24 protein-coding genes are annotated in these 19,699 nt (G+C 70.3%); 15 read left to right on the top strand and 9 right to left on the bottom strand.

Annotation, left to right across the window (positions count from 1 at the left end; all coding sequences use genetic code 11):
• Positions 1–7: 7 nt before the first annotated feature.
• Complete coding sequence (locus tag DVR07_RS12120) at positions 8–568, bottom strand: J domain-containing protein (protein WP_115797547.1); 561 nt, start codon at positions 566–568, stop codon at positions 8–10.
• Positions 569–733: 165 nt separating this feature from the next.
• Between DVR07_RS12120 and DVR07_RS12115 the strand changes: the two genes are divergently transcribed.
• The 4 genes from DVR07_RS12115 to DVR07_RS12100 all read left to right on the top strand — a co-directional run bounded on the left by DVR07_RS12115 (position 734) and on the right by DVR07_RS12100 (position 3,749).
• Positions 734–1,063, top strand: a complete 330-nt coding sequence (locus tag DVR07_RS12115) for a transcription factor S (RefSeq protein WP_115797546.1) — start codon at positions 734–736, stop codon at positions 1,061–1,063.
• Positions 1,064–1,158: 95 nt separating this feature from the next.
• Positions 1,159–1,827 carry a helix-turn-helix domain-containing protein gene (locus DVR07_RS12110; protein WP_115797545.1) on the top strand — a complete coding sequence of 223 codons (669 nt, stop codon included), beginning with the start codon at positions 1,159–1,161 and terminating at the stop codon, positions 1,825–1,827.
• A 55-nt stretch (positions 1,828–1,882) separates the two neighbouring features.
• Positions 1,883–2,188, top strand: a complete 306-nt coding sequence (locus DVR07_RS12105; protein ID WP_115797544.1) for a HalOD1 output domain-containing protein — start codon at positions 1,883–1,885, stop codon at positions 2,186–2,188.
• Positions 2,189–2,252: 64 nt separating this feature from the next.
• On the top strand, positions 2,253–3,749 hold the full coding sequence (locus tag DVR07_RS12100) for a lipase maturation factor family protein (RefSeq protein ID WP_115797543.1): 1,497 nt from the start codon (positions 2,253–2,255) through the stop codon (positions 3,747–3,749).
• Positions 3,750–3,762: 13 nt separating this feature from the next.
• Here the strand turns inward: DVR07_RS12100 and DVR07_RS12095 are convergent, their stop codons facing one another.
• Entirely contained in the window at positions 3,763–4,152 is a 390-nt protein-coding gene (locus DVR07_RS12095; RefSeq protein ID WP_115797542.1) for a thiol-disulfide oxidoreductase DCC family protein, read from the bottom strand.
• Between the two features lie 136 nt (positions 4,153–4,288).
• Between DVR07_RS12095 and ppc the strand changes: the two genes are divergently transcribed.
• The 8 genes from ppc (at position 4,289) to DVR07_RS12055 (ending at position 12,974) form a co-directional block, all read left to right on the top strand.
• On the top strand, positions 4,289–6,982 hold the full coding sequence (gene ppc, locus DVR07_RS12090; RefSeq protein ID WP_115797541.1) for a phosphoenolpyruvate carboxylase: 2,694 nt from the start codon (positions 4,289–4,291) through the stop codon (positions 6,980–6,982).
• A gap of 138 nt (positions 6,983–7,120) precedes the next feature.
• Positions 7,121–7,663, top strand: a complete 543-nt coding sequence (locus DVR07_RS12085) for a hypothetical protein (protein WP_115797540.1) — start codon at positions 7,121–7,123, stop codon at positions 7,661–7,663.
• Between the two features lie 220 nt (positions 7,664–7,883).
• Complete coding sequence (locus DVR07_RS12080; RefSeq protein WP_115797539.1) at positions 7,884–9,566, top strand: thioredoxin domain-containing protein; 1,683 nt, start codon at positions 7,884–7,886, stop codon at positions 9,564–9,566.
• A 137-nt stretch (positions 9,567–9,703) separates the two neighbouring features.
• Positions 9,704–10,123, top strand: a complete 420-nt coding sequence (locus tag DVR07_RS12075; protein ID WP_240147530.1) for a DUF2178 domain-containing protein — start codon at positions 9,704–9,706, stop codon at positions 10,121–10,123.
• Positions 10,120–10,341, top strand: coding sequence for a helix-turn-helix transcriptional regulator (locus DVR07_RS12070; RefSeq protein ID WP_115797537.1), 222 nt, complete (start codon positions 10,120–10,122; stop codon positions 10,339–10,341). Before DVR07_RS12075 ends, DVR07_RS12070 begins: the two co-directional genes overlap by 4 nt.
• An 84-nt stretch (positions 10,342–10,425) precedes the next feature.
• Positions 10,426–11,238 (top strand): TrmB family transcriptional regulator, encoded by an 813-nt coding sequence (locus tag DVR07_RS12065; RefSeq protein WP_115797536.1) that lies wholly within the window; start codon positions 10,426–10,428, stop codon positions 11,236–11,238.
• Positions 11,239–11,423: 185 nt separating this feature from the next.
• On the top strand, positions 11,424–12,092 hold the full coding sequence (locus tag DVR07_RS12060; protein ID WP_115797535.1) for a hypothetical protein: 669 nt from the start codon (positions 11,424–11,426) through the stop codon (positions 12,090–12,092).
• Between the two features lie 6 nt (positions 12,093–12,098).
• Positions 12,099–12,974, top strand: coding sequence for a hypothetical protein (locus DVR07_RS12055; protein ID WP_115797534.1), 876 nt, complete (start codon positions 12,099–12,101; stop codon positions 12,972–12,974).
• A gap of 42 nt (positions 12,975–13,016) precedes the next feature.
• Here the strand turns inward: DVR07_RS12055 and DVR07_RS12050 are convergent, their stop codons facing one another.
• The 6 genes from DVR07_RS12050 to DVR07_RS12025 form a co-directional block, all read right to left on the bottom strand.
• Positions 13,017–13,436 (bottom strand): DUF7344 domain-containing protein, encoded by a 420-nt coding sequence (locus DVR07_RS12050; RefSeq protein WP_162829542.1) that lies wholly within the window; start codon positions 13,434–13,436, stop codon positions 13,017–13,019.
• Between the two features lie 83 nt (positions 13,437–13,519).
• Positions 13,520–13,846 carry a HalOD1 output domain-containing protein gene (locus DVR07_RS12045; RefSeq protein WP_115797532.1) on the bottom strand — a complete coding sequence of 109 codons (327 nt, stop codon included), beginning with the start codon at positions 13,844–13,846 and terminating at the stop codon, positions 13,520–13,522.
• 322 nt (positions 13,847–14,168) lie between these two features.
• On the bottom strand, positions 14,169–14,924 hold the full coding sequence (locus tag DVR07_RS12040) for a helix-turn-helix transcriptional regulator (RefSeq protein ID WP_115797531.1): 756 nt from the start codon (positions 14,922–14,924) through the stop codon (positions 14,169–14,171).
• Between the two features lie 3 nt (positions 14,925–14,927).
• Entirely contained in the window at positions 14,928–15,086 is a 159-nt protein-coding gene (locus DVR07_RS12035; protein ID WP_115797530.1) for a DUF1059 domain-containing protein, read from the bottom strand.
• A 169-nt stretch (positions 15,087–15,255) separates the two neighbouring features.
• Positions 15,256–15,912 carry a helix-turn-helix domain-containing protein gene (locus DVR07_RS12030; protein ID WP_115797529.1) on the bottom strand — a complete coding sequence of 219 codons (657 nt, stop codon included), beginning with the start codon at positions 15,910–15,912 and terminating at the stop codon, positions 15,256–15,258.
• Positions 15,913–16,086: 174 nt separating this feature from the next.
• Entirely contained in the window at positions 16,087–16,734 is a 648-nt protein-coding gene (locus tag DVR07_RS12025; protein WP_115797528.1) for a helix-turn-helix domain-containing protein, read from the bottom strand.
• Positions 16,735–16,863: 129 nt separating this feature from the next.
• Here DVR07_RS12025 and DVR07_RS12020 point away from each other — a divergent pair, with 129 nt between their 5' ends.
• On the top strand, positions 16,864–17,094 hold the full coding sequence (locus DVR07_RS12020) for an Lrp/AsnC ligand binding domain-containing protein (RefSeq protein WP_115797527.1): 231 nt from the start codon (positions 16,864–16,866) through the stop codon (positions 17,092–17,094).
• Positions 17,095–17,173: 79 nt separating this feature from the next.
• Here the strand turns inward: DVR07_RS12020 and DVR07_RS12015 are convergent, their stop codons facing one another.
• Positions 17,174–17,659: a hypothetical protein gene (locus tag DVR07_RS12015; RefSeq protein WP_115797526.1), complete on the bottom strand. Its 486-nt coding sequence runs from the start codon at positions 17,657–17,659 to the stop codon at positions 17,174–17,176.
• Positions 17,660–17,738: 79 nt separating this feature from the next.
• Here DVR07_RS12015 and DVR07_RS12010 point away from each other — a divergent pair, with 79 nt between their 5' ends.
• Positions 17,739–18,998, top strand: coding sequence for a DNA double-strand break repair nuclease NurA (locus tag DVR07_RS12010; RefSeq protein ID WP_115797525.1), 1,260 nt, complete (start codon positions 17,739–17,741; stop codon positions 18,996–18,998).
• A 335-nt stretch (positions 18,999–19,333) separates the two neighbouring features.
• Positions 19,334–19,654 carry a hypothetical protein gene (locus DVR07_RS12005; protein ID WP_115797524.1) on the top strand — a complete coding sequence of 107 codons (321 nt, stop codon included), beginning with the start codon at positions 19,334–19,336 and terminating at the stop codon, positions 19,652–19,654.
• The last annotated feature ends 45 nt before the right edge of the window (positions 19,655–19,699 follow it).

Here is a 19,699-nt window from a genome sequence, read left to right as displayed (position 1 = left end):
TCGGCCCTCAGTTCCGCGCCTGGAGGCGTTCGTAGGCCTCCTTCACGCGCTTGAACTCCTCCTCGTCGCCGGACTCCCGGTCGGGGTGGACCTCCTTGACCCTCTCGCGGTAGGCCCGCCGGACCGCTTCGCCGTCGGCGTCGGGGTCGAGCCCCAGGACGCGGTAGGCCTCGGCCGCGCTCGGCCCGGAGTCCCGGACCGCGCTCGCCGCGCCGCCCCGGCCGGTGCGTGCCCCCCGGGCACCTGCGGCTCGTCGCCCGCCGGCCTGCCCCGCCCGCGTCCCGCCGCCGTCGGCGTCGAACCCCCGCCGCCCGGTGAAGGAGTCCCGCGGGCCGGCGCCGAAGCCGCCGGTCTCGGTCTCGGCCCGCCGGTAGCTCCCGGCCCGGCCGCTCGCGACCCGCTCGCGGAGCCGCCCGCTGGCGTGGTACCACACCAGGTAGGCGGCCACGCCGAACGGGACGGCGATGGCGAACAGCGCGGGGGTGTAGACGAACGCCAGGACGAACTCCAGGGTGGCGATGCCCGCGAGGACCGCCGCCAGTCCGAACAAGAGCCGGTCTTCCTGCACGATCCGGCCTTCGTGGTCCGGGACCGTAAGCGTCCCGCATGGCGTGACGGCGCGAACGAGCCGGCTCGGGGTTCGTCCGACCGCGGGGCGCTCCTGTCCCGGAGATTCCCCGACGAGACGGCGCCGAGCGTGGCGCTTATGGGGAGTCGCCCGCTAGCGCCGGGTATGCAGTTCTGCGACGAATGCGGCTCCATGATGAAGTCCATGGGGTCGAAGATGGTCTGCTCGAACGACGACTGCCAGCACACCGACGCCAAGGACGAGGAACTGGCCGCCGAGTTCGTCTCCACCGAGGCCCAGACCGACGACGACGTCATCGAGACCTCCGAGGACGCCAACTTCGAGGGCAAACCCACCGCCGAGGACGTGACCTGTGAGGAGTGCGGCCACGGCAAGGCGTGGTACACCATCAAGCAGACCGGCGCCGCCGACGAACCGCCGACGCGGTTCTTCAAGTGCCAGGAGTGCGGACACCGGTGGCGCGAGTACAGCTAGGCGCCGATCCGCCGTCGCCCCGTCAGATGGAGGACCTCTCACTTCTCGCGGGGTTCGGCGAAATACTCTCCCCGCCCGAACCATAACGAACCTTCATGGGGCTCATCGGCAGAGTCGAGACCGACTCCCAGCCCGGCCAGGTCGCGCTCTCGGCCGTCCCGGACATGGTGGCCACGCTCGAGGACGTCCGTCCCGACTCCGACGAGGCGTGGCGGGTCATCTTCTGGGCCTCCGGCGACGACTTCGAGACCTACGAAGCCGCGATGACCGACGACCCCGCCGTCGCGGACTGGGAGCGGCTCACCGCGCTCCCCGACCGCCGGCTCTACCGGGTCACGCTCGGCGAGGAGACCCGCCAGCAGATGCTCCACTCCATCGTGGTCGAGCAGGACATCACGATCATCGACCTCTCCCTGACGGCCGACCGACTGGAGATGCTGGCCCGGTTCCCGTCGCGCGAGGCACTGGCCGCGTTCCGCGAGGCCTGCCGCGAGCGGGGGATGGCGTTCGGCCTCGAACAGCTCTACGACGAGGAGGCGGTCGCCAACGACGGCGGCGTCGCGAACCGGTACGGCGTCACGGACCCCCAGCGCGAGGCGCTGCTGTGCGCGCTGGAGGCCGGCTACTTCGACGTCCCGCGGGCCGCGAAGATGGCCGAGATCGCCGACGACCTGGGCGTCTCGACCACCGCGCTCTCCCGGCGGCTCCGGCGGGGCCAGCGCAACCTGCTCCGCAACACCCTCGCGCTGGCGGGGGATACTTAAACCGATAACTGGGTGAACCCGGTGGCGTTCGGTCGGCCGCGCCCTACTCGTCACCATGACATCAGCGAGCGACGCCGGGGACGGGTGGCGGACGGGCGACACGTACTACTATCGGGCGGCGAGCGACGAGTCGCTCTCGGAGGCGGTCGTCCGCGCGGTCGCGGCGTTCTCCGACAGGAGTTCGGCCGGTGAGGACCCGGACCAGCGGCTCGACCCGCTCTACGACGCGGTCGACCCCGACGCGCTCGACGCGCTGTTCCGCCACGTCGACGACTCGCGGACCGGGGCGGTCGAGTTCGCGTACGCCGGCTACGAGGTGACGGTCGACAGCACCGGCCTGGTGACCGTCACCGAACCGTAGCGACCGTCGCCTCGTTTCGGCCGTCTCGTCACGCCTTTGAGCGTCCGGGCGCTCACCGACACACATGCCCCTCTGGGGACCCGAGAGCTACTGGCTCGTCCGGCTCCTGTTTCACCGGGGGCTCGCGGTCATCTACCTGCTGGCGTTCCTGGTCGCGGCGAACCAGTTCCGGGCGCTCGCGGGCGAAGACGGCCTGCTGCCTCTCGACGAGTATGCTGAGCACGCCGAGTTCCGCGAGCGTCCGAGCCTCTTCTACTTCTTCCCTTCCGACCGCGCCGTCGGCCTGGCGGCGTGGGCGGGCGTCGGCCTCTCGGCGCTCGCGCTCGTCGGCGCGCCCTCGTGGCTCCCTCGACAGTTCGTCCTCCCGGCGTCGATGGCGCTCTGGACCGCGCTGTGGGGGCTCTACCTCTCGTTCGTCAACGCCGGCCGGGTGTTCTACGGCTTCGGCTGGGAGTCCATGCTGCTCGAGACCGGCTTCCTCGCCGTCTTCCTCGGTGCCGGCCCGTTCGCGGTCGCGTGGCCGGTCGTCTGGCTGCTGCGGTGGGTGCTGTTCCGCAACATGTTCGGCGCGGGCCTCATCAAGCTCCGGGGCGACGAGTGCTGGCGCGACCTGACCTGCATGGAGTACCACTACGAGACCCAGCCGATGCCGAACCCGGCGAGCTGGTACGTCCACCACCTGCCGGCGTCGGTCCACAGGGCCGCGGTCGTCGTCAACCACGTCGTCGAACTCGCGGTGCCGTTCCTCTACTTCGCGCCCCAGCCGGTCGCCGCGCTGGCGGGCGTCGCCACCGTCCTGTTCCAGGGCTGGCTGATGGTGACCGGCAACTTCTCGTGGCTCAACGCGCTGACGGTGGTGCTCGCGGTCCCGACGTTCGCCGACTCGGCGCTGACCGGGGCGTTCGGCGCGCTCGGCCTCCCGGTCGCGGCGCCGGCGACCGTCGCGCTCCCCCTGTGGTTCTGGGTCGCGGTCGGCGGCGTGACCGCTGCGGTGCTGGCGCTCAGCGTCCGGCCGACGCTCAACATGGTCTCGTCCGAGCAGGTGATGAACACCGCGTTCGACCCGCTCCACCTCGTCAACACCTACGGCGCGTTCGGCTCCATCACCCGCCGGCGCTACGAGATCGTGGTCGAGGGGACGCGCGACGAGGAGGTAACGCCCGACACCGAGTGGGAGGCGTACACCTTCGAGGGGAAGCCGACCGACCCCGAGCGCCGGCCGCCGCAGGTCGCGCCCTACCACCTGCGGCTCGACTGGCAGCTCTGGTTCGCCGCGATGTCGCCCTCGGCCGGCCGCCACCGGTGGTTCGGGCGCCTGCTGGAGAAGCTCCTGGAGGGCGACGAGCGGGTGCTGGGCTTGCTTCGCACGAACCCCTTCCCCGACGAGCCGCCGACCCACGTCCGGGCGGTCCGGTACCGCTACGAGTTCACGTCGCCCGAGGAGCGCGCCGAGACCGGCCGGTGGTGGTCCCGCGAGCGCGTCGGCAGCTACGTCCGGCCGGTGTCGCGCGACGACCTCGGAACGGGCCATCGGACCCGGGGTCGGGCCCGCCGCCGGTGACGTTCGACCCCGACTACTCGCGGTCCTCGGACTCTCGCCTCGCCGGCGGCGTCTTCGAGACGACCTTCCCGAACAGGTCGCGGTTGTCCGCGACCGCCCGGTAGGCGTTCTCCCGGAGCCGTTCGTAGTCCTCGAAGCTCCGGAGGAACCCGACTACCGGCCCCGCGTCCTCCCCGACGTCCGACCGGACGAGCGCCTGCTCCAGCGACTCGCCGCAGGAGTACACCCGGCCGTCGGCCAGCAGGTGCGAGCACTCCTCGTAGTCGTCCGGGAGCCGGTCGCGCTCCTCGTCGGTGAGCTCCGCGAAGCCCACGACCCGGAACTCCGACCGGCGCTCGAAGAAGTCGGCCCACCACGTGCAGAAGCCGCAGTCGTCGTCGTAGACGAGGGTGACCTCGCTCATACGCGGACCGACGGGCGTCGGGAACTAATTCCTGCTGGAACCGCCTCGCGGAAACGAGCTGAGAGTTTACTCGTTATCGAGTGGCAATTTTTCCGGCTTCCGGACGTTTTAGCCCCGCCGTCACGAAGGGCGTGGCATGCAACTCCACGCCAGAGACGTGCGCCGGGACGTCCGCGAACTCGGGGCGCTGCTCGGGGACGTGCTGGAGGACCAGGCATCGGCCGAGGCGTTCGAGGTGGTCGAGTCGGTCCGGACCGGGGCCATCGACTACCGACGGGGCGACGCCGAGAGCCGAGACCCGCTCAGGGCCCAGCTCGCCGGCCTCCAGCCCGAGCGGGCGGGCGTCGTGGCCCGCGCGTTCGCCACCTACTTCGAGCTCATCAACCTCGCCGAGGAGCGCGAGCGGGTCCGGGCGGTCCGCGAGGGCTCTCAGGACGGGACGCTGGCCGACAGCGTGGCCGAGACCGCCGAGGTGCTGGCGGACGCGGGCGCGGACCCCGAGACGGTCCAGCGGGTGCTCGACGACGTGCTGGTCGAGCCCACGTTCACCGCCCACCCGACCGAGGCCCGGCGCAAGACGGTGAAGGCCAAGCTCCGGGCGGTCGCCGACGACATCGAGACCCTCGACGAGCGCCGGCTGACCGACCGCGAGGAGGCTGCCGTCGAGCGCGACCTCGAGGCGGAGGTCACCAGCCTCTGGCAGACCCCGCAGGTCCGCGAGCGCCGGCCGGAGGTCACCGACGAGGCGCTCAACGTCCAGTGGTACCTCGAGAACACCCTCTTCGACGTGGTGGGCGAGGTGTACGACGAACTCGAGCGCGAACTCGGCGAGGAGTTCGGCTCGCTCGACATCCCGAAGCTGTTCGAGTTCCGGTCGTGGGCCGGCAGCGACCGGGACGGCAACCCCTACGTCACCCCCGAGGTGACCGCCGAGACGCTCGACCGCCAGCGCGAGGTCGTGGTCGAGCGCTACCGCGAGGAGTGCAAGCGGCTCTCGGGCGTGCTGAGCCAGGACGACCGGAGCGTCGATGTCGGCGAGACCCTCCGCGAGCGCCTGGAGGCCGACCGCGAGCGCATGCCCGGCGTGGCCGCCGAGGCCGAGGAGCGCTACCCCGACGAACCCTACCGCCAGAAGCTGAAGCTGATGCGCGAGCGCCTCGACCGGGTCGGGGGCGTGCGACCCGGCGGCTACGAGGGCGAGGACGAACTGCTGGCCGACGTCGACGCCATCGCCGCGAGCCTCCGGGCCAACGGCGCCGAGACGGTCGCCGAGGCGAAGGTCGACCCCTTCCGGCGGCGGGTCGCCACCTTCGGGCTCTCGCTGGCGAGCCTCGACCTGCGCGACCACCGGGAGAACCACACCCAGGCGGTCGGCGAGGCGCTGGCTCGCGAGGGCATCGACTACGAGGCGATGGGCGAGGACGAGCGCGTCGAGGTGCTGACCGAGGCCGTCCTGGAGGACGATCCAATCATTGACGTGACCGACACCGACGATCTCTCGGACACCGCGGCCCGGGTGCTCACCTTGTTCGACCGGACCGCCGACTGGCAGGCCGGGTACGGCGCCGAGGCCATCGACACCTACTGCATCAGCATGACCGAGGAGCCCAGCCACGTGCTCGAAGTGCTGTTCCTCGCCGACCAGGCTGGGGTCGTCGACCTGCCGGGCTACGCCGGCATCGACGTGGTGCCGCTACTGGAGACCGAGTCGGCGCTGTCGGGCGCCCGGCGCATCATGGGCACCCTGTTCGAGAACGAGGCTTATGCGGCCGCAATCGAGGCCAGAGGTGGCACCCAGGAGATCATGCTGGGGTACTCGGACTCCAACAAGGAGAACGGCTTCCTGGCGGCCAACTGGAGCCTCTACCGCAACCAGAAGCGGCTGGCGGCCATCTGCGACGACTACGACGTGACGCTCCGGCTGTTCCACGGTCGCGGGGGTTCCATCTCGCGGGGCGGCGGCCCGATGAACGACGCCTTGCTCGCGCTGCCGAACGAGACGGTCACCGGCCAGGTCAAGTTCACCGAGCAGGGCGAGGCCATCGCCGAGAAGTACGCCAACCCCCGCATCGCCGAGCGCAACCTCGAGCAGATGCTCGACGCCCAGGTGCGCGCCCGCCACGAGGCCATCCGCGAGCCGACCGAGGCGGTGCCCGACGAGTGGTCGGCGGCGATGGAGACCGCCGCCGACGCCGCCCGGGAGGCGTACCGCGACCTGCTCGAGACCGAGGGGTTCGTCTCGTACTTCGAGGACGCGACCCCCATCGAGGTCATCGAGGAGCTCAACATGGGGTCGCGGCCGGCCTCGCGGTCGGGCGAGCGCACGGTCGAGGACCTCCGGGCCATCCCGTGGGTGTTCTCGTGGACCCAGGCCCGGTGTATCCTGCCCGGCTGGTACGCGCTCGCCGAGGGACTCGACGCGTACCTGGAGGACGGCGGCGACCTCGACACGCTCGGGGAGATGTACGACGAGTGGCCGTTCTTCCGGACGACGCTCGACAACGCCGCGCTCGCGCTGGCCCGGACCGACCTCGAGATCGCGGCCGAGTACGCCGCCCTCGCGCCCGCGGACCGCCGCGACCGGTTCTTCCCGCGCATCGAGGCCGAGTACGACCGGGCGGTCGAGCTCGTGACCGCCATCACGGGCCGGGACAGCCTGCTCCGGCGCGAGTGGCTCGCGGAGAGCCTGTCGCGTCGCAACCCCTACGTCGACCCGCTGAACCTGCTCCAGACCCAGCTGCTCGGCCAGTCCCACCTCACCCCCGAGGAGGAGCGCACCCTCCGGCTGACCGTCAAGGGCATCGCGGCCGGGATGAAGAACACCGGGTAGCTCGCGGCGTCCGAGGCGGGGCGTCGGGACCGCGGATTCGTGGGGACCCGGTCGCTCCGTCACTGTTCTTGGTGCGGGTTCCCGAGGCGGCAACAACCGTTACGGGCGTCCGCGCCCTGGCACGAACGGGATGGGGAAATGACCGAGGAGAACGACATCGACCGACGGAGCTTCCTGAAGCAGAGCGCGGTGGGGGCGTTCGGCCTGGGCGGCTTCGCGCTGCAGGACGAACCGGACCAGGCGCTCTTCGCCCGCCGAATGGCGTTCAACTACCCCGAGCGACTCAACGCGGATCTCAAGCGGAAGATAATCCTGCTGACCGACAAGACGAGCGAGAACCCCGACGTGAGCGCGGTCGAGAACTGCGAGTTCGCCGACTGGCCGCCCGAGCGGCTGACGCTCTGGGAGGGTATCATCGTCGAGTACGAGGGGGCGCTTGGCGGGTTCTTCGGGACGAACCCGAACGTGGACGCCCAGCAGCTGGTCGAGCGCAAGCAGATCTACGTCGACCAGCAGGACACGCCGCCCGAACTGGGGACGCCGTACATCGTCAGCGGTCTGGTCGGCTGTCCGGGCGACACGGCCGGCGTGACCGCCACCCAGCTCCCGGGCGTCGACATCCAGACCGGTCCCGACGTGAGTACGGGCGGGGGGACGAACGACTTGAACGAGGAGTTCTGAGGTCTACCGTTATCGGCGGCTCGACTGTCGCCGGCAGCTCTACCGCTGCCGGCGGCTTTTCTCCGCGCGAGCCCGACCACGGACTGCGAACGCAGACGGGGAGCGACCGCTTCGCCCGAGGCTCGTTCGCGGTCGCCGGTCGCCCGCCGACTCGCTCCCCGCCGCGGCCCGGAGTTCCGACATAGCAAGACCCATCCCGGCCCGCCGCCAACCACCGACCATGAACGACAGCGCCGAGGAGACCAAAGTCGAGTGGCGCGAGTGGGGCGAGGACGCTTTCGCGGAGGCCCGCGAGGCGGACCGCCCCGTCCTGCTCTCGCTGTCGGCGACCTGGTGCTCGTGGTGCCACGAGATGGACCGCGAGGCGTACAGCAACCCCATGGTCGCCGCGAACGTCAACGACTCGTTCGTCCCCATCCGCGTCGACGTCGACCGCCAGCCCCGGGTCCGCGAGCGGTACAACGTCGGCGGGTTTCCCTCGACCGTCTTCTGCACGCCAGACGGCGACCTGCTGACCGGCGCGACCTACCTCGGCGTCGACGGGATGCGCCAGGTGGTCCAGCGCGTCCGGGACCTCTGGACCCACAAGGGCGAGGACGCCGCCCGCATCCCGCGCAGCCTCCGGGAGGACCCGCCTGCGGGCGAGCTCTCGCCCGAGATCGAGCGGCTGGTCGCCGGCCAGCTCGGCGACAAGTTCGACGACGGCTACGGCGGGTGGGGCGACAGCGAGAAGTTCCCGCTCCCCCGGACCGTCGAGTTCGCGCTCAAGCGCGAGCGCGAGCAGGCGCTGGGCACCCTCTCGGCGGTCAGCCAGCACCTCTACGACGACTACGACGGCGGCTTCTTCCGGTTCGCCGAGGGCCGCGACTGGTCGGAGGTCCACCACGAGAAGCTGGGCTCGACCAACGCCGCGCTGGTCCGGGCGTACGCCAACGCCTACCTCTACACCGGCGACGAGACCTACCGCGACCCGGCCGAGCGCACCGTCGAGTACCTGACCACGACCCTGTGGACCGGCGAGGCGTTCGCCGGCAGCCAGGCTCCGGGCGCGAGCGACGACGACCCGGACGTCAGCGAGTACTACGGCCTCTCGCCGACCGACCGCGAGGCCGCCGACCCGCCGGCGGTCGACCAGACCGCCTACGCCGACGTGAACGCGATGGCCGCCGACGCCCTGCTGACCTACCACGCCTACACCGACGACGACCGCGCACGCGCGTACGCCGAGCGCGCGCTCGACTACGCGCTGACCGAACTGGTCGACGGCGGTGAGATCACCCACTTCGTCGCGACCGACGACACCGAGGCCAGCGAGTCGGGCCTGCTCGCCGACCACGCCCACCTGACGGGCGCGCTCGCGACCGCCCGGCAGGTCACCGGGGACGAGCGGTACCTCGGGGCGGCCCGCGAGGTCGCGGACTACGCGCTCGACGAACTCCGCGAAGACGGCGACGACGCCGGCGCCTTCGTGGACGGCCCCCGCGAGGGCCCGGGCCTGCTCGACCGGCCGCTGCGGCCGCTCGACCACAACGCCGAACTGGCCGACGCGCTGACCGACCTCGCGCTGTTGACGGGCGAGGACCGCTACCGGGAGGCCGCCGAGGGCGCGGTCGCGGCGTTCGCCGACGCGGCCGACCGGTTCGGCGTCCAGGTCGCGTCGTACGCCACCGCGGCGGCCCGGCTCTGTCGGGACCCGCTGCTCGTCGAAGTCGCCGACGAGGCCGGGTCGGACCTCCACCGCGCCGCCCTCAGGGTCGCCGACCACGAGAAGGTCGTGGTTCCGGGGGTCGAGGGCGACGAGTACGAGTCGGGCGCGGCCTACGTGACCGTCGACGGCGAGCGCTCGGAGCCGGTGACCACGCCCGAGGCGCTGAGCGAGCGGGTCGCCGAGATGACCGAGTAGCCGGTCGCAGACGGACGTATTCGGGGATGTTCGGTCGCGCAACCGTTCGACGAGGTGCGATTCCACCGGTAGAGTTAAGGCGGTGTGTAAAGGACGCTTTACTGTAAAGCGCGCTTTACGTCGCGCTCGCCTCACCAATGACACCGACATCGACCACCGAGCCGAATCCGCTCGCGAAGCGACGCACGCATCGGCGACTGATGTGGGGGTTCCTGGCCGGGGGCGTCGGTCTCGGGCTCGTCCTCCGGGAGGTGCTGGGCTACCCGCTGGTCAGCGAGGCCGTCTACTGGCTCGGCGTCCTGGGGTTCCTCGCCGTCGCGGTCGGCTCGTCGATCACGCTGTTCGACGAGCGCGACCGGGCGCTCGAGCGCCGGGCGAGCCAGCTCACCCTGACCCTGCTGGCGCCGGTGCTGGCGGTCGTCGCGTCGGTCGGCCGCCTCCTGCCCCGTTTCACCGACTACGCGCTGCCCGCCGAGGTCTGGTACGCGCTGTACGGGGTCGTCGCCGTGTACGTCGCGTTCGGCGCCGTCTACGGCGTCCTCCGGTTCCGCTCATGAAGAACCGAGTCCGGGAGCGCCGGGACGCGGAGGGCATCAGCCAGGCCGACCTCGCCGCCGCGGTCGACGTCACGCGCCAGACCATCAACGCCATCGAGCGCGACCGCTACGACCCCTCCATCGAGCTCGCGTTCAAGCTGGCCCGCTACTTCGACTGCTCCGTCGAGGACCTGTTCGACCCGGAGCTCGAGGGCAACGGGTCGGGCGACCGAACCTGAACCCCGTGCCGGTCGCGTTCTCGTCGCGACTATAAACTTGAAACGATACGAGAGTTTATAGGGGCGGGGCGTCTGCTGTCCGACATGGCGAGTCTACGAGACCTCGGCCTCTCGGAGTACGAGGCCCGGGCCTACAGGGCGCTGCTGAACGCTGGGCCGACGACCGCCAAGGAGCTGTCCCGCGCCAGCGACGTGCCGATGGGCCGCATCTACGACGTGCTGAGCAGCCTCGAGACCCACAACCTCGCGCGCTCCCAGAGCGCGAGCCGACCCAAGAAGTACGTCGCGGTCGAGCCCGACACCGCGCTCAACCGCCTGCTCGACGACAAGCTCGAGGAGCTCGAGGAGCAGGCCGAGCAGTACGAGGACATCGTCGACGACCTCACCGACGAACTCGACGCGGCCGAGCCGGTCGAGGAGGGGTTCTGGACCGCCGCGGTCGGCCCCGAGGAGTCGGTCGACCTGCTGGTCGAGCGGCTCGACGCCGCCGACGACCGCATCGTGATGGTCGCGGGCGACTCCTCGGCCCAGTTCGACATCGGCGACGTGGGCGACCTGGTGGCCCGCCACCTCGAATCCGCCCTCGACCGGGGCGTGAGCATCTCGCTGCTCATGACGCCCGAGGTCGTCGAGACCCTGCCGCCGAGCGTGGGCGAGCGCTACATCGACACGATGGCCGACCACCCGGAGTTCGCGGTCCGGACCACCGGGGGCCTCGACGGGGCGTTCAACCTCATCGACGACGTGGAGGTGTGCATCGAGGTGGCCAACCCCCTGAGCCCGGGCGAGGCGTTCGCGATGATCGACATGAAGGACCCCGAGTTCGCGGCCGACGTCCGCGAGGCGTTCGCGCCCGAGTGGGAGGAGGCCGACCCGCTCTCGTTCGGCGGGACGTGACCGCACCGGCGCCCTAAGCCGACCGAAACCGCCTCGCGGTCGGTTCCATCCGGGATTGACTCGCGTAACGCGCCGTTTCGAGATTAAATCGGGGTAAAGTCGGCCGAAAGGCGGCGAAATCGGAGTTGAGGGGCGTCGGGGTTGAAACTGCTGGCGACCGCAGGGGCTGACGGGGTGTGGAAGCAATGAACGACACCGAGGGAGACGGAGAATCGACCGACGGACGTATCGACAGGCGTTCCGTCCTGAAAGGCACTGCGGCCGCCGGACTCGCGGGCACCGCCCTTGCCGGGAACGCGAGCGCGGCCGGCGGCGAGAAGGAGATCCGGTTCTGCGCGACCGGTCACGAGACGTTCGAGTACTACGTCCGCGTCTCGGACAGCCTCGAGCGCGGGGGCAAGTACGAGAGCGACGAGTGGGACAAGGTCGGCGACGTGTTCGCCAAGGGCGCTACGAGCGAGAAGCGGTGTGACAGTTTCATGTTCGAGGGAGAGATCGAGGAACTCAAGCTGGACGGACCGGGCAAGGTGTACGTCGACGGCGACCTCTACAAGGACACCACGAAGGACGACGACGATGACGACGACCACGAGAAGCTCTCGAACACGGTGACCATCGAGGGCGGCGACGAGCGCGTCGAGTACAAGTTCCGGGTCTCCGGCAAGGTCGAGAAGGGGCCCGAGGCCGGCACCCTGGGCGTCGACACCATCGAGGACAACGTCGTCCGGGGCAAGGTCGGCGGGTCCATCGAGGGCAACGACGACCCGGTCGACGACTACCACTACTCGGGCGCCATCGCGTTCGCCGACGCCGACGGCCCGCTGACGGTGACCCTCGACATCGACCAGGACTGACGAAACGTGTCGCCGACCACCAATCGGACGCGGCGCGCGGTGCTGCGCGGCCTCGCCGCCCTGACGGGAGTCGCCGGCGCCAGCGGCGCGGTGGCCGGCGATCGGACGACGACCCGGACCGCCGACGACCGGCGAACGCCGACGCGAGGCGCGGTCGCCGAGCGCGCGGCGATCGGGAGCGCCGACGACGCGCGCGGCCGGTCGGCCCGCCAGCAGGTCGACACCGACCTCCCGCCGGGGGTCACGCTGTTCGACCTGAACGACGACGGCGCCTACACCGCGAGGGTCGAGGCGGCGCCCGAGGCGATGCGCGACGACGCCCACCCGCGGCCGATCCACGTCACCTCGGGCGGGAACTCGACGGTCGACTACGCCGCCTCGATCGCCGAGCCGAGCGCCGGGACGACGCTGGGCGGCCTCGACCGGCTCGCCTACGACTACTACGAGGGGCCGAACAACGTCAACCGGGACGGGTCGGGTGCGCTCGCGCCCGACCAGACGTTCCTGGTCGTCGAGAACGACGACGGCCGCCACGGGATGTACCTCACCTACGGCGGGGGCGGCGAGGCGCCGACCGAGGAGTGGCGGACGTTCGACGTGCTCGCCCGGATGCGGGGCCAGACCGGCGGCACGAGCGGCTGGTTCGAGTACACCGAGACCGAGGACGGCTACGAGGACCGGAGCTTCGACGACGTGGTCGCGCGGTTCGGCGCGGACGCCAGGCTCGTCCGGGTCGGAGTGGGCCACGGCGACGCGGTCAACCCGACTACCCTCGACGTCTACTACGACAACCTCGCTGTCGGCGGGACGACCACGCGATTCCCCGTCGACGTCGCGAAGCGGGTCGACCGCGCGCCGCCGGTCGGCGGCGGGTCGAACTGACGGTCACCGCTGGCGGCCCCGCCGACCGGTCGGCGGGGAGAATCAGTCCTTCCGGTCCTCTTCCTTCGCCTCCTCGCGCTCGGCGAGTTCGAGGTAGCTCCGGAGCCGGTCGAACCCCTCGCCGGGGACGACGTCGCCGCTCCGGGGGTCGAACTCGACCAGGTGGAGGTCGGCGAGCTTCGGCAGGTCGCGGTGGTGGAGCCGCGCGGCGAAGTGCTCGCGCATCTCCTCGGGGACCGCCTCGGGCGCGCAGTCGGCCTCCCGCGCGGCGACGCGGCGCGACAGGTCGTCGATCGAGACCACGTCGTCCGCGTCTCGCAGCTCGTAGAGGACCTGCCGGCGGTGGCGGTCCCCCAGCAGTCCGAGCAGGTCGTCGAGCCCGGGCCGGTCGGCCCCTCCGTCGCACCGGACCGTCGCGTCCGACAGTCCGCGCTGGCGGTCGGCGGTCACGATTGCTTGCACCGAGTGGCCCCGGACTTCTAAACCCGTCGTCGCTCCCGAGCGGAACGGAACGGTCGCGCCGGGGGCGGTCCGTGGTGCGGCGTTCAGGCCGTCTCGGCTAACTTCTCGATTCGGATAACCGCGTCTTTCGTCACCGTCACCCGGCAGTCGCCGAGGGGGAACGTCACGTTTCCGAGCGACGCCTCGCCGTCGTCCCGGAGTCGGATCGCGCGGGCGAGGTCGTCGGGGTCGACGGACTCGGCCAGCGGGCGGATGTCGGTCGGGTCCGCGTCGAGGACGTCCGCGACGGCGAGGACCGCGAGCGTCACCACGTCCCGGTCGGCCTCGGGGTCGTAGTCGAGCCGGTAGCTGTCGGTCTCGGGGTCGTACGTCGGCTCCGACCGGTCGTAGCCGCCGAACCCGACCGTCACGCGGGCTCCCCTCCAGCCGTTGCTCGACGTCGCGTCCGCACGGTGGTCACCATGGCTTCCTCCTAGCTTCCTGCCGATTTTATACCTTGCCGTTTGGTTAATCAACTCTCAAAGAGAGTTAATCATCCTCTCCTTTTCACCGGAGAGAAAATTATCAGCGCTGAAACGCGGGTCGCGGCGGTCGATTCCATGTCGGACCCGAATCGAATCCCCGAACGGCGCTACTACCCACCTCGCGTGCAGTAACGACGGCTCCGGAGACAGTATCGCCAGACAGAGACGGTTCCCCACCGGTCCCGAAAGTCGGCGCCGCCCGCCGGGCTCAGAAGAGGGTCGCGTACTCAGAGTCGTTCTCGTACCGCTCGAAGAGCCGCTCGGCCCAGTCGCGGACCGCGGGCGACTCCGACACCACGAACTGCTGGGGGAACCCCCGGCCGTCGTGGGCGGCCAGTCCGACCGCGTCCTCGAAGACGAACAGCTCGAACGGGCAGTCCTCGTGGATCTCGATGGAGACGTCGCCCTCGCTGGCGGCGTTCCGGGACAGCCCGCCGTACTCCTCGAAGAGGACCTCCACGGCCTGCGGGTCGAAGACCGCCTCGACGGCGGCGCCGTCGAGCACGGCGTCGTGGATCTCCCGGAGGTAGAACGGCGAGACCACCCCCGAAAGCAGCCGGAGCGACCGGCTCGACCGGATGCGGTCGCGGATGGCCGCCTCCACCCTGTGGGGGTGGCGCTCGTCCGGGCTGACGACGGCGGCGTCGGCGAGCGCGGCCAGCGGCAGGTCGACGTCGCGCAGGTCCGCGGCGTCCAGGAAGGGTCGGAGTTCGCAGGCGGTCTCGGTCCGGTCGCGGAACCGGACGACCTCGTCTGCGACGAGCCGGCCCGACCGGGTGAGCTCGAACGCCTTACCCTCCTTCCGGAGGACGCCCTCGTCGGCGAGCCGTTCGGTCGCGCGGTGGACGGTCGACCGCGAGGCGTCGAGGTCGCGCTCGAGGTCGCCGGCCGTGCGCGGCTCCTCCCGGAGCGCGTCGAGCAGTTCGACGCGCTTGACGAGCGAGACCAGCGGACAGTCGCCCATGGTCTACGTTGACTCTATCTCGTCCCTGATGGCGTCGTCCTCGATGTCGAGGTCGTGCTCATCGGCGGCGTGCTTCTCGACGAGCCGTACGATCTCGTCCTCGGTGTCGGCCCGCACCATGAAGTTGCAGCCGCTCTGGAAGCATTCAAATTCGTATGGCATTGTAGGGTAACGACCGGTCTAGCCGATCACAACGCGTAGTGGGTCGCGTCGACAATAAGGCGCACGGCCACCGTTCTCGCCGCCGAGTCCCGCGAGGGACTATTCCGGGATTTCCGGCGCTGGAACTCCGAAAAACGGCCGGTACCGGTTCAATCTCCGGTCGGACGATTCACTCGTCGCGCTTCCCGAGGAAGCCCGCGACCAGCAGCTCGTGGCCGCGGCGGAGCCGCTCGGAGACCGCCTGCCGGGAGATGCCGAGCCGCTCGCCGACGCCCTCGAGGTCGATGTCTCGGGGCACGTCGTAGTACCCTCCCCGGAAGGCGGTCTCCAGCGCGTCGCGCTGCTTGTCGGTCACGCCGGTCCCGACCGCGGGCGCGTCGCTGGTCCGGTGGAGCCGGGTGATGGTCGCGTCGAACTCCCGGCGGAACTCCTCGTCGAACACCTCGCTCACGTCGTCGTGGTCGGCGAACCGGAGCTGGAGCGTCCAGACGCCGCCGGTCGCGGACGCCCGGAGCACCGCCCCGTCGCGGGCGAAGACGGCCTCGGCGAACCGACAGATGCCGGCGTCGAACTCGATCTCGAACAGTTCGGCGTCGTCGTCGGCGCCGAGCCGTCTGGCCCCGGCGACCGACGGGTCGGCCGCGAGCAGGTCGGGGAGCCGGTCGAAGTCGAGGCCGGAGATCCACGCGAACGGCACGGCCGTGTCGCCGGCCTGACCGACCGTGCGCTCGAGCCTGACCGTCGCGCCGGGCGCGCGCTCGAAGGTCTCCCCGAGCGCGAGCGCCGACGCGGGCACCTCGATCTCGAAGGCGGTGGCTACCCCCATCCGTCGGCGTGTCCTCCCCCCGTCGCACGTCGACCCGCCGTCCGCGCCGTGTCTGCTGCCATCGTTCGCATCGTGCCACGATAATCAGAACGCCAGCATAAGGCCTCGGCCTCGATATTAATGCAGCCCCGTCGCCGGCCGTCGACGTTTCTCCCGGTCCCCGACCGCCGACGCTCATCCCCGTCGGCTGCCGTCGACGAGCAGGGTGTTGCGGACGAGCGCGTCGTGGGCCCGGCGGAGGCGCTGGGAGACCGAGTTCGTCGAGATGTCGAGCCGGTCGGCGATGTCCTCGACGGTGGCCTCGCGGGGCACCGCGAAGTAGCCCAGCTCCGACGCGACCACCAGCGCCTCGCGCTGCTCGGGCGTCAGGCCGAAATCGGCGCGTCTGGGCTCGTTCGTCCGGCGCTTCCGGACCAGTTCGAAGTTCGACTCGAAGGTGTCGCGGAACGACGAGAGCTTGTCGTCGTCGACGAACCGGACCTTGAGGAACCACTCGTCGTCGGCGACGGCGTCCTGCACGGTGGCGTGCTCGTCGACCATCGCGTCGACGAGTCGCTCGACCGACTCGTTCCACTCGATCATGTAGAGCGCGGTCTCGCCGAGGCGGTCGAGCGTCTCGGCGTTCGCGACCGTCTCGTCGTCCGCCAGCGCGCCCTCGAACGCGTCGAGGTCGCCGCCCGTCGCCCAGACGAACGGCATCACCCACTCCCTGCTGTGGGTGGCGAGGCGGTCGACCTCGACCTGCACCCCCGGCGCCGCGTCGAGCGCGTGCCCGAGCGCGAACTCGTCGGTCGGAACCGAGAACTCCACGACGAGGCTCATGTTCACGGTTGCGTCCCGAGACGGAAACCTCGTGTGGCGGGCCGGCGGTGCGGCGACCCGGTCGGCGGCTGTGACGCCGGCTCGATCGGCCGGCAGTAAGGCTTTGGGGGCGCCCGGCGTATCGGGGGTATGGTTCGTGCCTACGTCGCGATAATCACGGGCGCGGGTGCCTCGGCGGACGCCGCCGCCGCCATCCGCGACGTACCGGGGGTGTCGTCGGCCCGCGTGGTCTCGGGGGACTACGACGTCATCGCGGAGATCGAGGGCGAGACGGTCCGGGACCTCCAGAAGACGGTCACCGGCGGTATCCACGGGATCGAGGGCGTCGGGACGACCCGGACGTACGTCCACCTGGACTAGGGCCGCTACGGCCCGTCCGGGGATCGATGGCCCGCGGCGCCGACCTGCGGCCCCACGGCGCCCGCCCGGCCTCGTCGCTTCAGACCGCGGCGACCCACGCTCGGAACGACTCGGGCTGGCCGTACACCTCGCGGAACACGCGGTCGACGCACTGGGCGACCCGGTTGGGGTCGGCCAGCGCCGACACCCGGACGTTGACCCCCTCGGCCTCCTCGGGCCGGGTGATGTCGTCGATCTTGAACGCCGGGAACTCGCCGAGCACCGACTTGAGCTCGTCGAGCTCGTCCTCGGTGCAGTCGAGGTTGAGGACGCCGTCGCCGAACTGCACCCACGGCGGCAGCGCCTCTGGGTCGTCGGCGTCGGCAGTGCCGCCGGGGCCGGCGCCGGCGCTTTCGCCCGCATCGCCGTTCTCCTCGTCGCTCGCGTCCGCTTCGGCCGCCAGCGCCGACGCGTCGGCGTCGGCCTCGAAGGTGGCGAACGGACTGCCGCGCTCGCGGTGGGCCGCGATCGCCTCGGCGAAGAGCTTCCGGCGCTCCTCGGGCGTCGCGGCGTCGAATCGGGTCATGGGCGGCGATACGGGACCGGACCTCAAAAACCCCGTCCGAACGGCGGGGTTTTTGGCGGTGGGTCCGCATCCGGTTGGTATGACGCTGGACCCGGTGCACTTCGACGGCATCGCGGGGTTGGCCGACCGCATCGACTACGACGCCGACGACGAGGACCACCGGGACTCGGCCGAGACCGTCTGGGAGCACTTCCTCGACCCGCTCCGGGACGGCGACGGCGACAAAGTCCTCGAACCGGTCGACGAACTGGCCCGCCGTCGGGTCGACGCCGAGGAGATCGCGCTCGAGGACGAGCCGTTCGGGACGACCCACGGCCTCGACGCCGGGACGCTCAACCCCAGGCCGTTCAAGAACGGGCTGGTGCTCGACGTGGCCCACGCCGCGATGAGCGCCGCGCCGTCGGACCTCGACCTCCACGACAGCCGGACCGTGGTGAAGGCGCTCCACTCGAACGACACCTCGAAGAAGTTCGGCACCGAATGGGAGGCCTACGACGGCGGGAGCCGGCGGAAGATCGTCCACACCCACCTCCCCGAGAACCAGTACGAGGAGGACGTGGTCCACGCGCTCGCGCTCTACCTGGCCGAGAGCACCCACGCGCTCGAGCACGCCGACCGCGTCTCGGAGTTCCTGCTGCTCGACGGCCCCATCTACCCGAAGGGACTGCTCCGGTGGTACTACCGGAGCTCGGTGCTGACCGACCTGTTCGAGGAGTCGCCCCACGTCAAGCAGATCCTCGACAACTACGTCGACCTGGTCGAGGCGTTCGCCGACCGCGGGGTCCCGCTCGCCGGGTTCGTCAAGAACGTCTCCTCGAAGGCGGTCGTCCGGACGCTCAAGCGCGAGACCGACTTCGGGCCGGTGCCGTGGGCCCACGACGCGGGCCTGTTCGCCCAGATTCTGGAGCGCCGCGAACTCGTCGACGGCGAGTTCGAGCGCCTGACCGACGAACTCACGCTCACCAACTGGTTCGCCTCGACCGGCGGGATGGACGAGTTCTTCAGCAAGTCCGACAACCCGCACCTCGACCGCGAGCTCGACCCCGAGGACTACCAGGTCACGTTCTGCGTGGTGTACGACCCCCGCCGGGACCTGATATTCAAGGTCGAGGCCCCGCGGGCGGTCACGGCGGACCGCGAGACCCGCGAGCGCATCGAGCGCCAGGTCCTGAGCGAGGTCGCGGTCCAGCGCGGCCCGCCGCAGGCGGTCGCGAAGGCCGACGACCTCGCCGCAATCGACCGCGGGAGCGCCGGGTCGCTGGTCCGGGCGTTCGAGCGCTCGCTCGACACCGACCTCGACGAGAACTACAACGCGGTCCGGTGGGGCCGGGACTACTGAACCGACCTTTTTCGAGGAGGGGTCTCGGTTCCGACGTTTTTCGAGGAGGGGTTTCCTCGCGCCTCCGGCGCTGCGGGAACCCCTCCACCAAAAACGTCGATGAAAAAGTCCCGACTGCTCGGCCGAAGGCCTCGCGGTCGGCGAAACGCCTCGCTCCGCTCGGCGTAGAGTCTGCGGGTTGGACCGATCGCTCCGCTCATCTCATCTGGTAGACTTCACCGGCAGCAGTTGATAACACGATTCCCTTTGTTCGGAATCGCGTCGGTATCGTCGCTCGATGCAGAGCGTGAATTGACCGATAGACCGATTTTCGTGGCGCTGATACTGCGGACACGATGGACCGGCAACTCGCATTCAGCATTCTCCAGTTAGTGGCGCTCTCACTCCCTGCGTTCGCCATCCTCCTGCAGATGGTGGTCGAATCTGAGATGCCATATACGCACTGGACAGTCCCGATAACGACCGCCGGATTGGGGCTGTTTCTCATTGGCGGTGCTCTCGTTGTCGGGAAACTCATGCTTGCCACGACCACAACCACCGCGACGGTGGCACTGGGGTTCATCCTCCTTGGGATACTCAGTATGCTCCTCGGAGCCAGTCTTATCGGTTTGCAAACCGGAGCGAAACAACGCCGTGTTCGAGACAGTGAGGACTGACTAGCGGAGTTCACTGAGCAATTTGCACCGCGAATGGAGCAGAAC

It is taken from the genome of Halorussus rarus (assembly GCF_003369835.1).
Classification (GTDB): domain Archaea; phylum Halobacteriota; class Halobacteria; order Halobacteriales; family Haladaptataceae; genus Halorussus; species Halorussus rarus.
This window is presented reverse-complemented; position numbering and strand designations above follow the sequence as displayed.